The organism is Alteromonas sp. KUL49 (assembly GCF_006538345.1).
In the GTDB taxonomy this organism is placed as follows: domain Bacteria; phylum Pseudomonadota; class Gammaproteobacteria; order Enterobacterales; family Alteromonadaceae; genus Alteromonas.
On record NZ_BJKL01000030.1, the window covers coordinates 1 to 1,637 of the forward strand.

General features: G+C 48.0%; 2 pseudogenes. Both read right to left on the minus strand.

The annotated features are described in order from the left end of the window. A pseudogene (gene tyrA / locus EYS00_RS20355) lies at nucleotides 1–706 on the minus strand (bifunctional chorismate mutase/prephenate dehydrogenase); the annotation flags it as partial. Between the two features lie 42 nt (nucleotides 707–748). Next, nucleotides 749–1,637 (minus strand): annotated as a pseudogene (locus EYS00_RS20360) (3-deoxy-7-phosphoheptulonate synthase); the annotation flags it as partial.

Below are 1,637 nucleotides of genomic sequence, written 5' to 3' on the forward strand. Positions count from 1 at the left end.
TGCCCCCCAGATACCGAATTGCTCTAACAACCACTGGTAGCTTTCTTGACCGCGACCATCACTGTAAACAATCACCTGCTTTGCAAGGCTTGGGACATCTGGGCCGAACATTGGGTGTAGACCAACGACAGGGCCTTGATGAACCGCTAACATGCGTTGCAGTGGCTTAGACTTGATTGATGTTAAGTCACACAGAATACAGTCGCTTGGCAAATTGTTCAGCTTGTCAATTACACCTTCTGTCAGATGGATAGGCACAGTGACCACGACAAGACCAGCATCTTTCAGTAACTCATCAGCCTTGTCCCAGTCTTTGCTACCTAGTACTTTTACATCGTAGCCAGATAGCTTGAACATACGTCCAAATAGACCACCCAGCTGGCCATTACCACCGATAACAACAACTGAACGCAGCTCAGGGTTCAGACACTTAAAGCCAGAATCCTTCTCACTCGCGTACGACTCACGCATAGTACGACGCAGAATGTCTTCAATAAGCTGTGGCGGCACACCGAGTTTTTCAGCCTCTGCACGGCGAGATGCAAGCATCGCTGCCTCACGCTCAGGCACATAAATCGGTAAACCGTGCTCGCTTTTTCACCTCACCTACTTTCTCAACCAGCGCCAAGCGTTGGGCAAGAAGCTCTAACATCTGTTTATCGACAACGTCAATTTGGTCGCGTAATTCGTTCAGTTCAACGGCCATTCTTCTTCCTTTCTAATCCTTAAGCCTCGATTGGTGCAGGTACTAGCCTTTTAGACGATTTTCCAAGAATGGGACTAGTTCCGTGTGTGCACGTTTTAATAGTGCCTCAGTTGAATCCCAATTGATACACGCGTCGGTAATTGAAACGCCGTATTTCATCTGATCGAGAGGAATGTCAGAAGATTGATTGCCCTCGTTAAGGTGGCTTTCAATCATCAAACCGATGATGGATTTGTTGCCTTCACGAATCTGATGGATTACGTCTTCAGCAACCAGCGGTTGACGACGGAAGTCTTTGCGAGAGTTAGCGTGACTACAATCCACCATAAGTGCAGCACCTAGACCTGCTTTTGATAGCTCTTCTTCACACTCATGCACCGATACAGAATCGTAGTTAGTCTGCTTACCACCACGAAGAATCACATGGCCATTTGGGTTACCTTGAGTTGTCAGTAACGCAACTTGACCTTCACGGCTGATACCCATGAAACGGTGACTTGAAGAGGCCGCTTGCATCGCGTTAATCGCAGTACCTAGGTTGCCATCAGTACCGTTTTTGAAGCCGATTGGCATAGATAGACCACTTGCCATCTCACGGTGAGTTTGAGATTCAGTCGTACGAGCACCGATCGCCGCCCAGCTAAATGTGTCTGCTAGGTATTGCGGGCTGATTGGATCAAGCGCTTCAGTCGCTAATGGGATTTCCATCTCTGCCAGTTCAACCAGCAGTTCACGACCTACGTGAAGGCCATGCTCGATATCAAATGTGCCGTCTAGATGTGGGTCATTGATTAGACCTTTCCAACCAACGGTTGTACGCGGTTTTCGAAGTACACGCGCATTACGATGTACAGTTGATCACTGAGCTCTTCAGAGAGTGCTTTCAGGCGTTTTGCGTACTCTTTAGCAGCTTCAACGTCATGAATCGAAC